Annotated in this window: 21 protein-coding genes; 11 read left to right on the plus strand and 10 right to left on the minus strand. The window is 60.2% G+C overall.

Translation table 11 applies throughout. The features are described 5' to 3' along the window. Window positions 1-121: 121 nt before the first annotated feature. Window positions 122-1,465, minus strand: a complete 1,344-nt coding sequence (gene gudD / locus AB4N47_RS06205; protein WP_024013479.1) for a glucarate dehydratase — start codon at window positions 1,463-1,465, stop codon at window positions 122-124. Window positions 1,466-1,490: 25 nt separating this feature from the next. Beyond that, on the minus strand, window positions 1,491-2,837 hold the full coding sequence (locus tag AB4N47_RS06210; protein WP_024013478.1) for an MFS transporter: 1,347 nt from the start codon (window positions 2,835-2,837) through the stop codon (window positions 1,491-1,493). Between the two features lie 354 nt (window positions 2,838-3,191). On the opposite strand from AB4N47_RS06210, the gene AB4N47_RS06215 reads away from it, so the two are divergent. After that, window positions 3,192-3,905, plus strand: a complete 714-nt coding sequence (locus tag AB4N47_RS06215; RefSeq protein ID WP_016775357.1) for a FadR/GntR family transcriptional regulator — start codon at window positions 3,192-3,194, stop codon at window positions 3,903-3,905. A gap of 91 nt (window positions 3,906-3,996) precedes the next feature. Then, window positions 3,997-4,227 carry a hypothetical protein gene (locus AB4N47_RS06220; protein WP_341637112.1) on the plus strand — a complete coding sequence of 77 codons (231 nt, stop codon included), beginning with the start codon at window positions 3,997-3,999 and terminating at the stop codon, window positions 4,225-4,227. Between the two features lie 159 nt (window positions 4,228-4,386). On the opposite strand, the gene trhP is transcribed toward AB4N47_RS06220, so the two are convergent. After that, window positions 4,387-5,715: a prephenate-dependent tRNA uridine(34) hydroxylase TrhP gene (trhP, locus tag AB4N47_RS06225; RefSeq protein ID WP_341637113.1), complete on the minus strand. Its 1,329-nt coding sequence runs from the start codon at window positions 5,713-5,715 to the stop codon at window positions 4,387-4,389. 156 nt (window positions 5,716-5,871) lie between these two features. Here trhP and AB4N47_RS06230 point away from each other — a divergent pair, with 156 nt between their 5' ends. Then, on the plus strand, window positions 5,872-6,933 hold the full coding sequence (locus AB4N47_RS06230) for an AI-2E family transporter (RefSeq protein WP_071172957.1): 1,062 nt from the start codon (window positions 5,872-5,874) through the stop codon (window positions 6,931-6,933). Here AB4N47_RS06230 and AB4N47_RS06235 read toward each other — a convergent pair. From AB4N47_RS06235 to AB4N47_RS06245, 3 genes are all read right to left on the minus strand, one after another. Beyond that, a complete protein-coding gene (locus AB4N47_RS06235) occupies window positions 6,930-7,112 on the minus strand; it encodes a hypothetical protein (protein WP_041477171.1) in 183 nt (60 codons plus the stop codon). The two genes, AB4N47_RS06230 and AB4N47_RS06235, sit on opposite strands and share 4 nt — an antisense overlap. A gap of 102 nt (window positions 7,113-7,214) precedes the next feature. Then, window positions 7,215-7,409 (minus strand): hypothetical protein, encoded by a 195-nt coding sequence (locus AB4N47_RS06240; protein ID WP_016770691.1) that lies wholly within the window; start codon window positions 7,407-7,409, stop codon window positions 7,215-7,217. A gap of 229 nt (window positions 7,410-7,638) precedes the next feature. Beyond that, window positions 7,639-8,019, minus strand: coding sequence for a hypothetical protein (locus tag AB4N47_RS06245; RefSeq protein WP_024013471.1), 381 nt, complete (start codon window positions 8,017-8,019; stop codon window positions 7,639-7,641). Between the two features lie 243 nt (window positions 8,020-8,262). Here AB4N47_RS06245 and AB4N47_RS06250 point away from each other — a divergent pair, with 243 nt between their 5' ends. Then, the gene (locus tag AB4N47_RS06250) at window positions 8,263-9,081 is read left to right on the plus strand and encodes a shikimate 5-dehydrogenase (protein WP_341637114.1); all 819 of its coding nucleotides are present in this window, start codon (window positions 8,263-8,265) and stop codon (window positions 9,079-9,081) included. Window positions 9,082-9,273: 192 nt separating this feature from the next. On the opposite strand, the gene AB4N47_RS06255 is transcribed toward AB4N47_RS06250, so the two are convergent. Next, window positions 9,274-9,918 (minus strand): YceH family protein, encoded by a 645-nt coding sequence (locus AB4N47_RS06255; protein WP_341637115.1) that lies wholly within the window; start codon window positions 9,916-9,918, stop codon window positions 9,274-9,276. 125 nt (window positions 9,919-10,043) lie between these two features. Here AB4N47_RS06255 and AB4N47_RS06260 point away from each other — a divergent pair, with 125 nt between their 5' ends. Then, entirely contained in the window at window positions 10,044-10,553 is a 510-nt protein-coding gene (locus AB4N47_RS06260) for a DUF1993 domain-containing protein (protein ID WP_016775348.1), read from the plus strand. A gap of 158 nt (window positions 10,554-10,711) precedes the next feature. On the opposite strand, the gene sstT is transcribed toward AB4N47_RS06260, so the two are convergent. Beyond that, window positions 10,712-11,944, minus strand: coding sequence for a serine/threonine transporter SstT (sstT, locus tag AB4N47_RS06265; RefSeq protein ID WP_073471344.1), 1,233 nt, complete (start codon window positions 11,942-11,944; stop codon window positions 10,712-10,714). A 307-nt stretch (window positions 11,945-12,251) separates the two neighbouring features. On the opposite strand from sstT, the gene AB4N47_RS06270 reads away from it, so the two are divergent. Next, a complete protein-coding gene (locus AB4N47_RS06270; protein ID WP_341637116.1) occupies window positions 12,252-13,409 on the plus strand; it encodes an MFS transporter in 1,158 nt (385 codons plus the stop codon). Here the strand turns inward: AB4N47_RS06270 and nhaR are convergent. Further along, window positions 13,404-14,303: a transcriptional activator NhaR gene (nhaR, locus tag AB4N47_RS06275; protein ID WP_016775345.1), complete on the minus strand. Its 900-nt coding sequence runs from the start codon at window positions 14,301-14,303 to the stop codon at window positions 13,404-13,406. The genes AB4N47_RS06270 and nhaR overlap by 6 nt on opposite strands. A gap of 133 nt (window positions 14,304-14,436) precedes the next feature. Here nhaR and AB4N47_RS06280 point away from each other — a divergent pair, with 133 nt between their 5' ends. Together AB4N47_RS06280 and AB4N47_RS06285 are read left to right on the plus strand one after the other, a co-directional pair. Beyond that, the gene (locus AB4N47_RS06280) at window positions 14,437-14,679 is read left to right on the plus strand and encodes a hypothetical protein (RefSeq protein WP_341637117.1); all 243 of its coding nucleotides are present in this window, start codon (window positions 14,437-14,439) and stop codon (window positions 14,677-14,679) included. 29 nt (window positions 14,680-14,708) lie between these two features. Next, window positions 14,709-15,458, plus strand: coding sequence for a TerC family protein (locus AB4N47_RS06285; RefSeq protein WP_071172950.1), 750 nt, complete (start codon window positions 14,709-14,711; stop codon window positions 15,456-15,458). A 126-nt stretch (window positions 15,459-15,584) separates the two neighbouring features. On the opposite strand, the gene AB4N47_RS06290 is transcribed toward AB4N47_RS06285, so the two are convergent. Further along, window positions 15,585-15,749: a hypothetical protein gene (locus tag AB4N47_RS06290; RefSeq protein ID WP_341637118.1), complete on the minus strand. Its 165-nt coding sequence runs from the start codon at window positions 15,747-15,749 to the stop codon at window positions 15,585-15,587. A 235-nt stretch (window positions 15,750-15,984) separates the two neighbouring features. Between AB4N47_RS06290 and AB4N47_RS06295 the strand changes: the two genes are divergently transcribed. The 3 genes from AB4N47_RS06295 to AB4N47_RS06305 all read left to right on the plus strand — a co-directional run bounded on the left by AB4N47_RS06295 (window position 15,985) and on the right by AB4N47_RS06305 (window position 17,172). After that, a complete protein-coding gene (locus AB4N47_RS06295; protein ID WP_016775341.1) occupies window positions 15,985-16,656 on the plus strand; it encodes a cysteine peptidase family C39 domain-containing protein in 672 nt (223 codons plus the stop codon). Between the two features lie 90 nt (window positions 16,657-16,746). After that, window positions 16,747-16,953 carry a DUF6021 family protein gene (locus AB4N47_RS06300; protein ID WP_341637119.1) on the plus strand — a complete coding sequence of 69 codons (207 nt, stop codon included), beginning with the start codon at window positions 16,747-16,749 and terminating at the stop codon, window positions 16,951-16,953. 12 nt (window positions 16,954-16,965) lie between these two features. Next, the gene (locus AB4N47_RS06305) at window positions 16,966-17,172 is read left to right on the plus strand and encodes a hypothetical protein (RefSeq protein WP_341637120.1); all 207 of its coding nucleotides are present in this window, start codon (window positions 16,966-16,968) and stop codon (window positions 17,170-17,172) included. Window positions 17,173-17,193 lie beyond the last annotated feature (21 nt).

A 17,193-nucleotide genomic window follows, 5' to 3' on the forward strand; every position in this document is an offset into this window, starting at 1 on the left:
CCAGCGATGGGGTCGCAATGGCCAACATTGATGCTGGCTGACCCACCGCTATCGCTGGCAAGCCAGCTCCCACAGGTTTATCAGTTGAATTACAGGGCCGGGCTTTAATCCTCGATTTTTCTCACCGCACCAGACACGGCCGCTTGTTATCGAATTTCCACCCCGGAATCAGAAACTGCATCGCCACGCTGTCATCCCGCGCGCCGAGGCCCATGCCTTTGTACAGTTCGTGGGCCTTGGCCACTTGATCCATGTCCAGCTCCACACCCAGCCCGGGTTTTTTCGGCACCTGCACGAGACCATCGACAATCTGCAGCGGTGCCTTGGTCAGGCGCTGACCGTCCTGCCAGATCCAGTGGGTGTCGATGGCGGTGATCTCGCCGGGTGCGGCGGCGGCGACATGGGTGAACATGGCCAGGGAAATATCGAAGTGGTTGTTGGAATGCGAGCCCCAGGTCAGGCCCCACTCGTGGCACATCTGCGCGACGCGTACCGAACCCTGCATGGTCCAGAAGTGCGGGTCGGCCAGCGGGATGTCCACAGACTGCAACTGAATCGCGTGGCCCATTTCGCGCCAGTCGGTGGCGATCATGTTGGTCGCGGTTTTCAGGCCGGTGGCGCGGCGGAATTCAGCCATGACTTCGCGCCCGGAGTAACCGTTTTCGGCACCGCACGGGTCTTCGGCGTAGGCGAGTACGTGGTGCTGATCGCGGCACAGACGGATCGCCTCTTTCAGCGACCAGGCGCCGTTCGGGTCGAGGGTGATTCGCGCTTCAGGGAAGCGCTCGGCCAGTGCCGTGACCGCTTCGATTTCGGCATCGCCGCTGAGCACGCCGCCCTTGAGTTTGAAATCCTTGAAACCGTACTTGGCGTGCGCCGCCTCCGCCAGACGCACGACCGCTTCGGCGGTCATGGCTTTCTCGTGACGCACACGGAACCAGTCGTTGTCGGCGTCCGGTTCGCTGCGATAGGCCAGATCGGTTTCGTGTTGATCGCCAACGTAAAACAGGTAACCGAGCATCTTCACTTCGTCGCGTTGCTGACCTTCACCGAGCAGCGCCGCCACCGGCACGTCCAGATGTTGGCCGAGCAGGTCGAGGAGGGCGGCTTCCAGGCCGGTGACCGCGTGAATGGTGATGCGCAGGTCGAATGTTTGCAGGCCGCGGCCGCCGGCATCGCGGTCGGCGAAGGTCTGGCGCACCTGATTGAGGATCTTCTGGTAGGTGCCGATGGGGCTGCCGACCACCAGATTGCGCGCGTCTTCCAGGGTCTGGCGAATGCGCTCGCCACCGGGCACTTCGCCGACGCCGGTGTGGCCGGCGTTGTCCTTGAGGATGACGATGTTGCGGGTGAAAAACGGCCCGTGGGCGCCGCTCAGGTTGAGCAGCATGCCGTCGTGACCGGCCACCGGAATGACCTGCATGTCGGTGATGATCGGAGCTTTGGCGGTGTCATGAACAGTCATTGTTGTTTTCCTTGTCGAGACGTAGTCAGGCGTGTTTCGGCGCGGCGTCGGCCACAGCCTTTTCAGCAGCGGGTTTCGGCGTGGTGCGTGCGGCGAAGACGATGATTGCGGCGATGATCGAGGTCGCGGCCAGACCATAGAGGCCGCCCTGGATCGAGCCGGTGTGTTGCTCCAGCAGGCCGAAGGTGGTCGGTGCGACGAAGCCGCCGAGGTTGCCCACCGAGTTGATCAGCGCGATCACTGCCGCCGCGATGCGTGCATCCAGATAAGCCTGTGGAATCGGCCAGAACAGCGACGAGGCGGATTTGAAACCCAGCGCTGCAAAGCAGATCGCGACGAAGGCAAAGATCGGCCCGCCAGTGGTGGACATGAACATCCCCGCTGCGGCGATCAACAGGGCAGTGGCGACCCACGCTTGCTGATGTTTCCACTTCGCCGACAGCGAGGCGAAGGCGTACATGCCGACGATCGACAGCAACCATGGAATCGAGTTGAACAGGCCGACCTGCACGTCGCTGAGTTCGCCCATCTTCTTGATGATGCTCGGCAGCCAGAAAGTCGCCGCATAAATGGTCAGCTGAATGAAGAAGTAGATCAGGCAGAACAGAATGATCTGCCGGTCCTTGAGCAGTTTGCCCAGCGACGGCCGGATCGGCGTCGCGGCTTCGCGGGCCTTTTGCTCGTCGTCGATGGCGCTGACCAGCGCATCCTGTTCGGCGCGGCTCAGCCATTTCGCGTCGTGGGGTTTGGCATCCAGCCAGAACCAGACAAACACGCACAGGCACACCGAGAACATCCCCTCGATGAAGTACATCCACTGCCAGCCGTGCATGCCCAGCCCATTGATCTGCAGGAGCAGACCGGACAGCGGACCGGAGATCAGCGAGGCCACGGCCGAGCCGCTGAGGAAGATCGCGATCGCCTTGCCGCGCTCAACGCCAGGCAGCCAACGGGTGAAGTAATAAATCACCCCGGGAAAGAACCCGGCCTCGGCGACACCGAGCAGGAAGCGCAGGATATAGAAGTGGGTTTCGTTCTGGATGAAGGCCATGCAGGCGGCGACTATGCCCCAGGTGAACATGATGCGGGTCAGCCAGATGCGTGCGCCGACTTTCTGCAAAAGCATGTTGGACGGCACTTCGAACAGCGCGTAACCGATAAAGAACAGCCCGGCGCCGAAGCCGTAGGCGGCAGCACCAATGCCCAGATCGGTTTCCATGTGCGTGCGGACGAAACCGATGTTCACCCGGTCAATGTAATTGACGATGAACATGATCACGAAGAGCGGCAGGACGTGGCGTTTGACTTTGGAGATGGCTGAGGCGAGCGTCGGATCGACGCTGTCCTGCATCCCGGAGATGGAGGTTTTCACGTGTGTTTCTCCCACTGATTATTTTTATGCGGGTAGGACTGTGTGTTGCGTTGTTGATAGACATCATACAACTGTGGTTTTTTGTCCTACAAGTGGGGAGGGCGATCAAATTCTTCTGATTGTTCGGTTTTTTATGCGAAAACCGGATTATAGCTCGTATTTATTGAACATTCCGCCAGTCGAGCGCAGCGCCTTTTTGAGATGTGAATGGTGATTCGTGGTGGCTGGCTATCAAAAATATTCGACGTAATTGAGTGTTGTCATACAAGTTGATGGCCCATCGACCGCTAAAATCCATCTCAACCGTCATCCCGCAGTGCTACGATCGGCAAGCCCCGATCACCGGAACCGATCATGCAAGAAGACCTCGACGCGCCCGCGCGCAAACGCACGCACAACCTCGCTCATGACCTGGTGGAAAAGCTCACCCAGAGCATCCTGCTCGGACAACTGTCGCCCGGTGACAAGCTGCCTTCGGAGAACTCCATCGTTCAGGAGCACGGCGTCAGCCGCACGGTGGTGCGCGAGGCCATTTCCAAGTTGCAGGCCTCGGGGCTGGTCGAGACGCGCCACGGCATCGGTACCTTCGTGATCGAGCGTGCAGCGGAGCAGGGCCTGCGCCTGAACGTCGATACGGCGCTCGGCGTGCGCAGCATTCTCGAATTGCGCATGGGCCTGGAGACGCAAGCGGCGGCGCTGGCGGCGCAGCGGCGCAGTGAGCAGCAGGTGCAGCAGATGCGTCAGGCGCTGGATGACTATCAACGGCTGCTGGCGAACAACGACAGCTGCGTGGAGGCCGATCGGCGTTTTCATCTGCTGATCGCCGAGGCCACCGGCAACGCTTGTTTCAGCGAGATCATGCAGCACCTGGGCAGTGCGATGATCCCGCGCAATCGCCTGAATGCCGCCGAGCGCGGCGCGGCGGATCTGAGCAAGCTCGGCCACTTGGCCAATCTGGAACACGAGGCGATTCTGAATGCGATCAAACGTCAGGACGCCGATGCCGCCCGCGCTGCGATGTGGCTGCACTTGACCAACAGTCGCGATCGTTTTATCGCCCAAGGCTGATGCCGCTGGTCTGATCCACCGCACGCCCTCAGCATCCGCGCTTCCAAGTAATACGCCCCGGATAATCCGGGCCAGTAATGTGAGGTGCAGCATGGCTGATGACTCGCTTGTTCCCGGTGGCATGGCGCCCACCGATCAGACCCGCCCCGTATCCGGCACCGACGAGCCGACCCTGAGCGATTACGACGCACCGCCGGGCATGGACCCGGGGCGCGATCCCCTGAGCGATGCCGACCGCCCGGATGACTGGAAGGATCCGCCGGATGACGAGGATGTACCGCCGGCGGATGAGCCGACACCGTTGTCGGATGATATGCGCTGAGGTCTGGATTATTCATTGAGTGGGCCGGCCTCTTCGCGAGCAGGCTCGCTCCCACAGTGGATGACACAAACTCCCTGTGGGAGCGAGCCTGCTCGCGAAGACGGCATCGGCTTCGCAGCAAATCACGGCCATGCGGCGAGTGCCAGACAAGATCGCCAGTCAACCAACACGCAAATCCCGCATCAACAACCCAAAGCGCAAATCCACCGCATCCGGTATCGGCACGTACACGGTGTGCCCGTCTCCCGGCGCCACTTTGATCGCTTGGCCGCTGACACTCTGCAATTCATGCAGATCAAAATGGAAATTGCCCATGGGCGTCATCAGTTCCAGATGATCGCCCACAGCAAAACGATTCTTCACTTTCACCTCGGCCAGGCGATCCCGGCGCTCGCCGGTCAGCTCGCCAACGAACTGCTGCCGCTCCGACACCGAACTGCCGTGCTGATAGTTCTGATATTCGTCATGCACATGGCGGCGCAGAAAACCTTCGGTGTAGCCGCGCTGGGCCAGCGACTCGAGATCCAGCATCAGGCTGCGATCAAACGCGCGCCCGGCCACGGCATCATCGATCGCCCGGCGATACACCTGGGTGGTGCGTGCGCAGTAGAAATGCGATTTGGTCCGGCCTTCGATCTTCAATGAATGCACGCCCATGCGCGTCAGGCGCTCGACATGCTGCACCGCGCGCAGGTCCTTGGCGTTCATGATGTAGGTGCCGTGTTCGTCTTCGAAGGCCGGCATCAATTCATCGGGGCGGTTGGCTTCCTGCAACAGGAAGACCTGATCGGTCGGTGCGCCGAGGCCCAGCGTCGGCTCGGGTTGAAAGGTCTGGACGATCTCGCCGAGCTGGTTTTCCGTGGCTTCCTGCGCCGTGTACTTCCAGCGGCAGGCGTTGGTGCAGGTGCCCTGATTGGCATCGCGCTTGTTCATGTAGCCGGAGAGTAGACAGCGCCCGGAATAGGCCATGCATAGCGCGCCGTGCACGAACACTTCCAGCTCCATGCCCGGCACCTGCTCGCGGATTTCACCGATTTCCTCGAGCGACAGCTCGCGCGACAGAATGATCCGGCTCAGTCCCTGTTGCTGCCAGAACTCGACGCTCGCCCAATTCACCGTGTTGGCCTGCACCGAAAGATGAATCGGCATCAGCGGAAAATGCCGGCGCACCAGCATGATCAGGCCGGGGTCGGACATGATCAGCGCATCCGGGGCCATCTCGATCACCGGCGCCAGATCCTTGAGGAACGTCTTCAGCTTGGCGTTGTGCGGGGCGATGTTGACCACCACGTAGAAGCGCTTGCCCTGCGCCTGCGCCTCACGAATGCCCAGCGCCAGGTTGGCGTGGTCGAATTCGTTGTTGCGCACCCGCAGGCTGTAGCGCGGCTGGCCGGCGTAGACCGCATCGGCGCCATAAGCGAAGGCGTAACGCATATTTTTCAGGGTGCCGGCGGGGGCGAGAAGCTCGGGGGCAATGAGAGTCTGCATTTGGCTGTCGGTCGCAAAAGCCGCGCAGGGTAGGGCAGCTGTCGCAAGGGTTTATTGATCTGCATCTATGCTCCATGAATAAACATGGCACTCGCGCGCTCGGCGGCTGACTAAGTGGGGCGGGCGTGCGTGACGCCTGACTGACATGGACCGGATATGAACGAAAAGAGTCTGCAATTCAAATCCCTGACGGTGCTGCTGGTGCTGGTCACGGTGGCCTTTATCTGGATTCTGCTGCCGTTTTACGGCGCGGTGTTCTGGGCTGTCATCCTCGGCATTCTGTTTGCGCCGGTACAGCGCAGGTTGCAGCAGAAGTTCGGCTGGCAACGCAACGTGACGTCGCTGTGCACCTTGAGCCTGTGCCTGGTGATCGCGATTCTGCCGGTGATCATCGTCAGCATCCTGCTGGTGCAGGAAGGCGCGACGGTCTACAAGAACATTGAAAGCGGCGAGCTGGACATCGCTGCGTATCTGGCGCAGTTCAAGCACAGCCTGCCGCCGTACTTTCAGCACTTGCTCGACCGCTTCGGCATGGGCGAACTCGACAGCTTGCGCGAGAAGATCGTCAAAGCGGCGATGCAGGGCAGCCAGGCACTGGCGACTCAGGCGTTCAGCTTCGGCCAGGGCACATTCGAATTCGTGGTGAGCTTTTTCATCATGCTGTATCTGCTGTTTTTCTTTCTGCGTGACGGCCCCGAGCTGGCGCGCAAGATGCGCACTGCCGTGCCGCTGGAAGAAAACCACAAGCGCCGCCTGCAACTGAAGTTCAACCGCGTGGTGCGCGCGACGGTCAAAGGCAACGTGGTGGTGGCCGTGACCCAAGGCGCGCTGGGCGGGTTGATTTTCTGGTTTCTCGATATTCCCAGCGCGCTGCTTTGGGCGGTGCTGATGGCGTTTCTGTCGCTGTTGCCAGCGGTGGGCGCGGGGATTGTCTGGGCGCCGGTGGCGGTGTACTTCCTGCTCAGCGGCATGATCTGGCAGGGCGTGGTGCTGGGCTTGTTCGGCGTATTCGTGATCGGCCTGGTCGACAACGTGCTGCGCCCGATCCTGGTCGGCAAAGACACCAAAATGCCCGATTACCTGATCCTGGTCTCGACCCTCGGCGGCCTCGCGGTCTTCGGCCTCAACGGCTTTGTGATCGGGCCGCTGATTGCCGCACTGTTCCTGTCGAGCTGGGCGCTGTTCGTCGAGACCAAGCCGAAGGTGCAACTGCCTTAAGCGTGAAACGTGCTGCTGGCGACCTGTTGCGACAAGGCCTGTGCTGCTGGCAAGGAGGTGAGCGGGCCGCTGATCGGCTCGCCATCGCGCACCAGATACCAGCAAGCGAGCAAACCGGATGCACGCAGCGAAGCGGGAACTGCGCTGCCGATCACCGACATGATTTGAACCTGTGCCATGGGAAACCTCCATCAAACTGATGGGGCTACCTTAGGGATTTGCCGGCACCACGGACAATCAACGCTTTCGATAGTGGTCATTGATGCCAGTGAGGTCTGGCGTCATTCCACCACTTGATCGAGCATGTGCATGACTTCGCGCTCATTGAGCAGGCCCTTGTGCACCAGGTTTTCGGCGAGCAGGGACAGCAGCTTGGCGCAGCGATGGCCTTCCAGATGCTTGAGCTCGGTAAGTGCGCTGTACACCTTGCTCGAGGTGCACAGACCGACGATGCGGTGCGGGTTTTGTGTGGGCATACAGTCGTCCTTGTTGTTATCGATCTGTTGTTTACGGACGGATTCAGATTGCGGTTCCGTCATGACAAAGCGGTGACCGTTTGATGAAAAAAGCCCGACGGTCGATTCCATCATGCCGACTTTAGCTGGTCGAACTGTCCTCACAGCGACCTTGGCGCGATTTTTTCAGACGTTGGCCGACCAACGGTCATAAAAAAGCCCCGCTCGAAAGCAGGGCTCTGTGTTGCGCTTACCAGCGCGGACCGCCGTAGTAGCCATGCGGGCCACCGTAGTAGCCGTGGGGACGGCCGTAATAACCACGAGGCGGGCCGTAATAGACGGGGGCCGGCTGCACGTAGACCGGTTGTTGTACATACACCGGCGCGGGTTGGTAGTAGACCGGTGGCGGCGGTTGCTGCACGTAGACCGGTTGCGGCTGAACATAAACCGGTTGTTGCTGCACATACACCGGCCGATCCTGGTTGATCAGTGCCGAGCCGATGATGGCCGAGCCGACGATCGCGCCAAACACTGCAGGGCCCTGCCAGCCATGGCCACCACCCGCTTCAGCCTGGCCGGTGACGGCAAGTGCGCCAATCAACAAAGCCATGATGGGAAGTTTACGAATCATGATAAGTCCTCGGTTCTTCGACCCGGCGCCGCAGCCTGAATCAGGCCCACAGTTGTTGCGGGGATACAGCTAAGACAGCAAATTTGCGAAATTCAGCACAGCCGCTGGGTAAATTTTGTGTAAGGTCTGTACCGGCTTCTTTACCCGGCTGCGCGGCGCCACAAACAAGCCTCAATGATGATTCAGAACCCGGTGGGCAGGCCAATCCCGTCTATCCGAAAGTGCGTTTGAAGGAGAAGTTTCATGCAGATGAACCCGAACAAAGACACCCAACTGTGCATGTCCCTGTCGGGGCGGCCGGGGAATTTCGGTCTGCGTTTTCACAACCATTTGTATGAACAGCTGGGCCTGAATTTCTACTACAAGGCGTTCTGCAGCCAGGACCTGACCGGCGCGGTCGGCGGCATCCGGGCGCTGGGCATTCGCGGCTGCGGCGTGTCGATGCCGTTCAAGGAAGCCTGCATTGCGCTGGTCGATGAGCTGGATGCGTCGGCGGCAGCGATCCAGTCGATCAACACCATCGTCAACACTGGTGGCCACCTCAAGGCCTACAACACCGACTACATCGCCGTCGCGCAATTGCTGGAAAGCCACGCGGTGCCGAAGGATTCCACCTTTGCCCTGCGCGGCAGCGGCGGCATGGCCAAAGCGGTGGCCAGCGCCCTGCGCGATGGTGGGTACAAGAACGGTTTGATTGTCGCCCGTAACGAACGCGCCGGCCGCGCCCTGGCGGATTCGCTGGGTTATCGCTGGCAGGCCGAGCTGGGTGACGAGCGCCCGCAGATGCTGATCAATGTCACCCCGGTAGGCATGGACGGCGGGCCGGAGGCGGGGCAACTGGCGTTTGAGCCTGAAGTGATCAAAACGGCTGAGACTGTATTCGACGTGGTGGCGATCCCTTCGGAAACGCCGCTGATCGTGCGGGCGCGGGCCGAGGGCAAGCGGGTGATCACCGGGCTGGAAGTGATAGCGATCCAGGCGCTGGAGCAGTTCGTGCTGTACACCGGCGTGCGGCCGAATGAGGCGCAGTTTGCGGCGGCGGTGGATTTTGCGCGTAGCTGATTGATCTTTTAGTGGCTGGGCTGGCCTCTTCGCGAGCAGGCTCGCTCCCACAGGTTGAGCGTGTTCCTCCAGTTGGAATGCGATTGAATGTGGGAGCGAGCCTGCTCGCGAAGGCGGCGGGTCATTCGAGGTCGTGGTGACTGACACTACGCTTTCGCGAGCAGGCTCGCTCCCAAAAAGGTTCTGTTGTGATTATTCGAGGCGGGCCAGGCGTTCTTCCAGTGCGGCGATCCGCGCTTCCAGTTCTTCGATACGCTCCAGGGACACGCCACTACTCGATCGCTCCCCAGGATTCTGCCGCGCCGCCAGGATCGCTTCGATATCCGCCGGATCGCCCAAGCCATGGGTATAACGATCCTCGCGCTGCCCGGCCTGACGCGGAATCAATACCGCCAGTCCGCGTGCAATCAGGCGTTCGAGCTGATGCACGACCTGCTCGGCGTCTTCGAACTCGTGCATGCGCCCGCTGCGGGTCAGCAGTTCGTTGACGGTCTGCGGACCGCGCAGAAACATCAGACCCGTCAGAATCACCTGCGCCGGCACCAGTTCCAGCGCCTTGTCGACCTTGTGCTCCCAGCGGTCGGCACGGCTGCCCATTACCAGCCGGGTAAAACCACGCCCCTCCAGAGCGCGCAGGCTCTGCCCGACCTGGCCCTGATTGAGGTTCATCACCGGTTCACGACTGGTTTTCTGATTGCAGGCCAGCACCAGTGCGTTGAGAGTCAGCGGATAGGTTTCCGGGCTGGTGGCCTGTTTTTCGATCAGCGCACCGAGAATGCGGATTTCCGTGGCATTGAGCCGTGGCTGGTCGGAGGTGGATTCTTGTTCGTTGCTCATCGCGCGTTCCCTCTGCAGTCGAAGCCGCCTAGCCTAATCCTTGCCAAACAAAAGGCAAGCCGTGTGCTCATCAAGCATGGCTATAATCGCCACCACGTATTACCCAGCCATCACATGAGATTGCCATGACCATTTCACTGTACGCCGCATCCGTCCCGGTTTTTCAACAAATGCTCAACGCCCTGAGCGATGTGCTGAAAAAGGCCGAAGCCCACGCCAGCGCGAAAAACATCGACCAGAGCGTCTTCCTGCAAGCGCGTCTGTACCCGGACATGTTCCCGCTGGTGCGTCAGGTGCAGATCGCCGTGGATTTCGCCAAAGGCGTGTCGGCGCGTCTGGCCGAAGTCGAACTGCCGAAGTACGACGACACTGAAACCACCTTCGCCGAACTGCAAGCGCTGATCGCCAAGGTTCTGGCCTTTATTGGCGAGATCAAGCCAGAGCAGATCGATGGCAAGGAAGGCATCGAAATCGTGACCCGTCCGGGTACGCCGAAAGAGAAGCGCTTCAGTGGTCAGGCGTATCTGCTGACTTACGGCTTGCCGCAGTTCTTCTTCCACGTCACCACCACTTATGCGTTGCTGCGTCATAACGGCGTTGAAGTGGGCAAGCGCGATTACATGGGCGCGTTCTAAACACCCGGACACGAAAAAGCCCGCCAAGGTTCGCGCCTTGGCGGGCTTTTGTTTTCCTGTGGGAGCGAGCCTGCTCGCGAATGCGGCGTATCAGGCGATATTAATGCTGAATGTCTCGCCCCTTTCGCGAGCAGGCTCGCTCCCACAAGGTAAGGCGGTTACGCCGTACGCTGAGCCTTCTCTTCCTCGCCCAGGCAAGCCGCCGCTGTAAACAGCACGTCAGTCGACGAGTTCAGCGCGGTCTCCGCCGAATCCTGCAGTACGCCAATAATGAAGCCAACCGCCACGACCTGCATGGCGATCTCGCTCGGGATGCCGAACAGGCTGCACGCCAGCGGAATCAGCAGCAGCGACCCACCGGCCACACCCGAAGCACCACAGGCGCAAATCGCGGCGACGACGCTGAGCAGGATTGCGGTCGGAATGTCCACGGCGATGCCCAAAGTGTGCACCGCCGCCAAGGCCAGTACGGTAATGGTGATCGCCGCACCGGCCATGTTGATGGTGGCGCCGAGCGGGATCGATACCGAGTAGGTGTCTTCGTGCAGGCCCAGGCGCTTGCTCAATTCCAGGTTGACCGGAATGTTCGCCGCTGAGCTGCGGGTGAAGAACGCGGTGATACCGCTTTCGCGCAGGCACATCAGGGTCAACGGGTACGGATTGCGGCGCAGCTTCCAGAACACGATCAGCGGGTTCATCACCAGCGCGACAAACAGCATGCAGCCCAGCAGCACCGCCAGCAGGTGCGCGTAGCCGAGCAGCGCGCCGAAACCGGAGGTGGCCAGTGTCGACGCGACCAGGCCAAAGATGCCCAGCGGTGCGAAGCGAATGACCACGCGGACGATCACGGTGACGCCGTTGGACAAGTCACCGAGCACTTCGCGAGTGGTGTCGCCAGCGTGGCGGATGGCAATGCCCATGCCGATCGCCCAGGCCAGAATGCCGATGAAGTTGGCATTCATCAGCGCGCTGACCGGGTTATCGACTACGCTCAGCAACAGGCTTTGCAGGACTTCGCCGATGCCGCCAGGCGCAGTCACGGCAACGTTTTCGGTCGATAGCACCAGATTCGACGGGAACGCCATGCTGGCGACCACGGCCACCACCGCAGCGCTGAATGTGCCCAGCAGGTACAGGAACAGGATCGGCCGGATGTGGGTTTCCTGACCGTGCTTGTGGTTGGCGATCGAGGCCATCACCAGCACGAACACCAGAATCGGCGCCACGGCTTTCAACGCCGAGACAAACACCTTGCCGATGAACGCGGTGGACTTCGCCAGCTCCGGTGCAATCAGGGCCAGGGCAATACCGGCGATCAGACCAATGACGATCTGGCTGACCAGACTCAGGCGTTTCAGGCGTTGCAGTAACGAAGGGGATGAAGCGGTCATAGCGGCATCTCTGTTTTTTATAGGGTGCGAAGCGCCGTGGGCAGTCACGAAACGCCTGTCGAAGTGACATCAACGCCGCCAAACGGCACGTTGAACATCTGTACGATTTTCAGGGCGCGGACTTTATCACAGCGTAGGCGTGAACCTTCAGACCTGTGACGATCTGCCACCGGATCGGCCCGGCAGATCGGCAGTTTTGGGCAACTCAGTGGGGACGCAGTCTGTTAAGCTTCGCCATCCTCATTTTCAAGTTCTGCCAGCGGGCCTCCGGGTCATCGCTGGTGTCGTCGTTTTGCTGGAGTTGCGCATGCTGTTGCCTATTCTTCTGTTGTCCGCCGCCGGGTTCACGGTGCTGACCACGGAATTCGTCATTGTCGGCCTGTTGCCGGCGATCGCCCGAGACCTCGAAGTCAGCATCCCGCAAGCCGGGCTGCTGGTGACCTTGTTCGCCTTTACCGTGGCGCTGTTCGGCCCGTTCCTGACCGCTTATTTCGCCCGTTTCGAACGGCGCAAACTGTTTATCAGCATTCTGATCATGTTCGGTCTGGCCAATACCGTTGCAGCGTTGGCGCCGAATATCTGGGTGATGGCCATCGCGCGTCTGATTCCGGCGTTGGGTTTGCCGGTGTTCTGGGCCTTGGCCAGTGAGACGGCGGTGGACATCGTCGGCCCGGATTTCGCCGGCCGCGCCATCGCCAAGATCGGTTTCGGGATCGTCTGCGCCACGGTGTTCGGCATTCCGGTCGGCACGCTGATTTCCGACGCGTTCGGCTGGCGCAGCGCATTCGGCATTCTGGCGTTGATCGCGTTTGCCAAAGCCTTGCTGCTGTTTGTCTACCTGCCGAAAACCAGTCTGCACCAGCATCAGGTCAGCTTCCGTTCGCAGTTCAAAATCTTGCGCAGCCCGCTGATGCTCGGCCATATCTTGTTATCGATTCTGGTGTTCAGCGGCATGTTTACCGCTTACACCTATCTTGCTGACATCCTCGAACGACTTGCCGGTTTCAACGGCACTGTGGTCGGCTGGTGCCTGATGGCGTTTGGCGCCGTCGGGCTGATCGGCAACACGCTCGGTGGGCGAGCGGTGGATCGGCATCCGCTGGGGGCGTCGGTGTTGTTCTGTGCGTTCATGATCGCCGGCATGGTTTCGCTGGTGCCGAACATTCATTCGCCGGTGGGTCTGGCGGTGGCGATGGGCATTTGGGGCGTGACTCAGGCGGCGTTGTTCCTGGTCAGCCACGTGCGCCTGATGAAAGCCGCGCCGGAAGCGCCGGCCTTCGCCGCGTCGCTGAACATCGCCGGAGCCAATCTCGGCATCGGCCTGGGCGCGATGGTCGGCGGCCGGGTGATCGACAGTGCCGGGCTGGGCTTCCTGGGCTTTGCCGCGGCCGGTTTCATTTTGCTTTCGGTGTTCCTCGCCATGGTGCTGATGACGCTCAAGCCGCGGGAAGTCTGCGCTTCATAACCCGGTAAACAGCTCGCGTCGGGCACCCTCGGTAATCGCTACGATGCCAGGGTGCTTGACCTTGCGTTCCACGGAAATGGCATAGAACGACTCGCTCACCGCGTCGGTCTGGCCGATCAATTCGACGCCGTATTGGCGCTTCACTTCCTCGGCAATCACGCTCGGGCCGATAAAGATCCCGCTGCCGGATTGGCCGAAGGCCTGCATCAAAGCACTGTCATCGAATTCGCCGACAATCTGCGGCTGGATCTGCTGTTCGGCGAACCAGCGCTGCAAACGGCTGCGCACCACGGTTTCCGCGCCGGGAATCAGCAGCGGTGCGCCGTGCAGGCTGCGCGGGAAATCCTGGCCATACTGCGCGGCGAGTTCGGCGGTGGCGAAAAAACTGATCCCGCATTCACCGAGCTTCTGGCTGTAGCCTTTGATGTCCAGATGCGAAGGCATCGGACTGTCGGAAATCACCAGATCCAGACGCTGAATGGCCAGATCGGCGAGCAGGCGCTCGAGTTTGTCCTCGCGGCAGGTGATGCGCAGCGGCTCGCTCAATTCCATGGTCGGCGCGATCAGGCGGTAGACAATGGATTTGGGCACCACGTCGGCCACGCCGACGCGAAAGAGGATCTGCTGCTCGTTGGGCTGCGCACGCAGCATCAGCTCCAGCTCGCCGCCCAACTGAAACATCTGCTCAGCGTAGGGCAGGGCCTGGCGCCCGGCTTCGGTGAGCTCCAGTTGTCGGCCAACCCGGCGAAACAGTTCTACGCCATAGGTTTGTTCAAGCAGTGAGATCTGTCCGCTGATGGTCTGTGGCGTCAGGTTCAGCTGCTCGCAGGCGCGGACGATGCTGCCGGTTTTGGCCACAACCCAGAAGTAATGCAGTTGTCGGTAATTAAGCATATCGGTCGCCACTTCGTGAAAACCGAAGTATAGCCGCTAAAAATACGAATTTTCCTGAAGTGTTCATCTCCCTAGAATGCCCAGCCATCGACGGCCGGTGTGTGCGCCTGTCTGTTCATTCGAAGGAAACCTTATGAAATACACATTTCCCGCAGTGATGTTTGCGTCTTTACTGGTTCTGGCCGGTTGTGATCAGGCGGAAAAAAGCGCCCAGCAACTGATGGGCGCGGCGGCTGAAACTGCCAAGCAAGCGATTGACGACACCCATAAAGCCGCTGAGCAAGCGCTCAGTGATGCCACCGGCGGTTTGATCGAGAAAAAAGAAACACCGGAAAAACAAGCGAAACAATCCGAATCTTCCTCCAAGACCATCTAAACCGTCTTAAACAGAGTCAGGACTGACCCATGGAATATCTGTTAGAACTCGCCGCCAGCCCCACCGCTTGGGTTGCTTTGGCCACACTGGTGGTAATGGAAATCGTGCTTGGCATCGATAACCTGATCTTTATTTCGATCCTGACCAACAAGCTGCCCGAACAGCATCGGCAGAAGGCGCGCCGTATCGGTATCGGCATGGCCCTGATTCTGCGTCTGGCACTGCTGAGCACCATCGCGTTCATCGTGCAGTTGACCGAGCCTGTGATCGAAATCCTTGGCCAGGCGTTCTCCTGGAAGGACATGATCCTGATCGCCGGTGGCCTGTTCCTGGTGTGGAAAGCCACGACCGAGATCCATCACAGCATGGACCCGTCGCCGGAAGACCCGAAAACAGCGACTTCGACCGTAACGCTTGGTTTTGCCGCAGCAATCGGTCAGATCCTGATGCTCGACATGGTGTTCTCGATCGACAGCATCATTACCGCTGTCGGCATGACCGAACACTTGCCGATCATGATCATTGCGGTGGTGGTGTCGGTGCTGGTGATGCTGCTCGCGGCTGATCCGCTGGCCAAGTTCATCAACGATAACCCGACGGTGGTCATGCTGGCGCTGGGCTTCCTGATCATGATCGGCATGACGCTGATCGCCGAAGGCTTCGGCGCCCACGTACCGAAAGGTTATGTGTACGCGGCCATGGCGTTCTCGGCGGGAATCGAAGTGTTGAACATGATGTCGCGCCGGGCGAAGCAGAAGAAGGTTGCTCAGCAGGCGTAACTGCTGAGAACACAAAAAACCGCCTGGGCTGGTTGAGCTCAGGCGGTTTTTTTATTCACCTTTTGCTGAGTTATCGAAAGCGCGGTGCTGCTGAGCGCTCTCATGAGGGAAGGACCTTGTTGGTCTTCAATGCGCAGCAACGTGCCGCACTGGGTGCTTCTCTGTCTTCTCAACCGGCGTCGTCTGCACCGGATGATGGCGTCGCGAAATCCGCAGCACGCCCCACAACATGGCAGTCGCCACGGCCAGCCAGCCGGCTATCAACATCACAATGGTCATGGTCAGGCTCATTGGTGCCTCCTCTTCGCCCTGCATCGGGCGCCCGCTTTTCGCAATTCGCTCTATTTCAGTGACAGTCTAGTCAATGGGGTGTTTCAAGCTATTGACCAAAGGTCGTTAGTCACCAATCAGTTTGCTCTATGCAATCGCCCGCTCTGCGGTTTAAGGCTATACCGCAGGCTGGTGCGGCTCTATGATCGCTGGCGTTGCCGGAACACGATGACCGGCGTCTGGAAGAGAGTGATTGATGGTGCAGGTATTTTCTCGAGTGCGCGGAGCGTTGCTTGCCGGCGCTTGCGCGGTGTTGCTGAGCGGATGTGCGGGCAGCGTAGCGCCAGAAGTCAAACGCTTGCCGGAGCGGGTTGAGCTCAGTGGCACCTTCTATCGTGGCGAAGCCAACCAGAGTGGGCCACAGGTGCTGGCCAGTCTGCTGTCGCAACAAGGCATCGTCATCACCCCGGGACTTCTGGAAAAACCGCTGCACTTGCCGGGCGCTGAGGACAAGCTGCAGCAGAACATGCAGAACCTCGCCCGCGAGTACGGTCTGGTGGTTTATCCGCTCGACAGCAAGCTGCCGGCCTTGCTGACCCAGGTCGCAGCGGGCTACCCGGTCATGGTGCGTTTCAGTGAAGGTTCGGCATTCTGGGCCGAGCCGCGTTACGCGATCCTGTCCGGCTACGATCGCAATAAACAGAAGGTCCTGCTGCGCGCCGGCATGAACCGTCGGCAGTTGATGGATTTCGGCAGCTTTCAAGCAGCGCTCGAAAAGGCCGGTGGCTGGGCGATCCTGATTCAGAAACCGTCGCAGATCCCGGCAGCCGTCGACCGCTCCCGTTGGCTGAAAGCCGCCGATGAACTGGCCCAGGCCGGTGAAGAAAACGCTGCGGCGCAGGCGCGAAAGGCTCTGGCGGCGCAATAAACCTCCGTTCGTCATCTGCCGGGCACGACTGCGCCCGGCCATCCTCTGAAGATTAATGCCCGTGCTTCGCGGGTGAATCAAGGAGGCAACATGGCAGATTCCCAAACCCCGAAAGGCCCGCATTCGTCCGAACATTCTGCGGGCGATGATCTGGGCTTCGATCCGGATTCGCCGGACCTTGACGATCCGCAAGTTGATCCGGTCGGTCCGGCCAAAGCACCGCTGGATGTCGAGCCCGGTAAAGATCCGAAGAAACCGGCCAAGCCCTATGATCCGTTAGCCGATCTGAAACCTTGATGTGAGGTGCGTATGAGTACCGATTCAAGCTTCGATGACCACAAACCTGACAGCGTGCCGACCACGTCGGAGCCGGAGGTTGATCCGGTGCTGGACCCGGACAGCCCGATGCGTGACCCGATGGCCCGGCCCAATGTGCTGACGCCGGAGGTTTCGCCAGAGCCGAGCTCGGGCGATGGCATCCCCGATGACGACAAGATGCCGCTGCCCAACGACTGATGCGCAGACGAAAAAAAAGCC

It is taken from the genome of Pseudomonas sp. S3_G06, from assembly GCF_054667565.1.